Source organism: Streptomyces sp. NPDC006997 (assembly GCF_040635175.1).
Classification (GTDB): domain Bacteria; phylum Actinomycetota; class Actinomycetes; order Streptomycetales; family Streptomycetaceae; genus Streptomyces.
On the sequence record NZ_JBEYHH010000101.1, the window covers coordinates 1 to 1,449 of the forward strand.

General features: G+C 68.7%; 1 protein-coding gene. It reads right to left on the minus strand.

Translation table 11 applies throughout. The features are described from left to right. Positions 1 to 22 precede the first annotated feature (22 nt). Entirely contained in the window at positions 23 to 1,291 is a 1,269-nt protein-coding gene (locus ABZ659_RS35835; protein ID WP_360229189.1) for an IS701 family transposase, read from the minus strand. Positions 1,292 to 1,449: the final 158 nt, after the last annotated feature.

The window sequence follows — 1,449 nt, forward strand, 5'->3', positions numbered from 1 at the left end:
TACTCCAGTGCGGTTTCGTGATCTATCCAGCAAGTTCGGGGTTGGATCGCCGTCGGTAGTGGCTGCGTCGGGCTGTTGCCTGGTGGCGTCTGCGCCAGATCGACCAGTGCAGCAGCCTGGCAGCGGTCACGGTCGGCGAGCCGAGGACGAGGGTGCACAGGTGGCGGATCTCCGGGACGGTCAAGGAGATCGGTTCGCTGTTGCGAGCCGGGCGGTGCGGACCGGCGGACCGCTTCGGTGCCGCGTCGGCGGCGAGGGCGGTCAGGAAGGCCAGCGCGAGCATGGCGAGCGTGATGTGCCGGTGCCATGAGGTCCAGTTGCGGACCTGGTAGTGGTCGAGTCCGACCTGCCCCTTGGCCGCCTGGAAACACTCCTCGACGCTCCATCGGATGCCAGCGACGCGGACCAGCTCGGCCAGGGTGACCGTGGTGGGTGACCAGCACAGGTAGAAGGCCAGTTCACCGGTGGTGCGGTTGCGTCGGATCAGCAGGTGGCGGTGTTTGTCGGTGCCGATGTGGATCCAGGCCCAGTCGTAGTGGCGCGGGCCCTTCGCACCGGATCCGGCGCTGCGCCGTTGCCAGGCGGTGACGGGCAGCCGTGCGGCGACGGTGTCTGCGCGGACGGGGGTGCGGCCGTGGTTGATCCGCACCCGTGTCGAGCAGGCGACCGCGAGAACGTAGCCTGTGCCGCGTGCCTCCAAAGCGCCGCGCAGTCGCGGGTCCTGGCCGTAGGCTTCGTCACCGGTCACCCACGGTGCCTGCACTCCGGCGTCCAGCGCGGCGGCGATCATCTCCCAGGCCAGGCGGGGCTTGGTAGCGAACCGGACTTCTTCGGGTATGCCGGCCGCCCGGCGGCGTTCGGGATCGGTGCACCAGGACTGTTCGGGCAGGTAGAGCCGGCGGTCGATCAGGGCCCGTCCCCGGCTTGTTGCGTAGGCGAGGAAGACGCCGACCTGGGAGTTCTCGATGCGTCCGGCGGTGCCGGTGTACTGGCGCTGCACTCCCGCCGAGGCGTGGCCCTTCTTCACGAAGCCGGTCTCGTCCACGATCAGCACCGCGTCGTCGGTTCCGAGGTGTTCGACGGCGTAGGTGCGGACATCGTCGCGGACGGCATCGGCGTCCCAGCGGGCGTAGCGCAGCAGCCGCTGCATCGGCCCCGGACGAGCCAGGCCGGCCTGTTCTGCCAGCTGCCAGCAGTTCTTCCGCTCTACCTTCGACAACAGCCCGAGCAAGTAGGCGCGGGCGCTCGCCCTCGGCTCAACTCGGCCGAAACGCCCTGCGATCCGGGCCATGGCTTGGTCGAACATCGCTCGCCAGCGGTCAGGGTCTACGCTGTGGTCTGCGGCCACCGCACGATCTTCGTTTGTCCACACACCAACCGATGATCACGCGGTGGCCGTACCCGTTCCCAGCCGGGTCCGCAGCAAGATCGCGAAACCAGACTGGAGTA

Excerpts from the sequence above, each read along its gene's own strand:
- ABZ659_RS35835 (WP_360229189.1), bottom strand. The coding sequence starts at position 1,291 with ATGGCCCGGATCGCAGGGCGTTTCGGCCGAGTTGAGCCGAGGGCGAGC.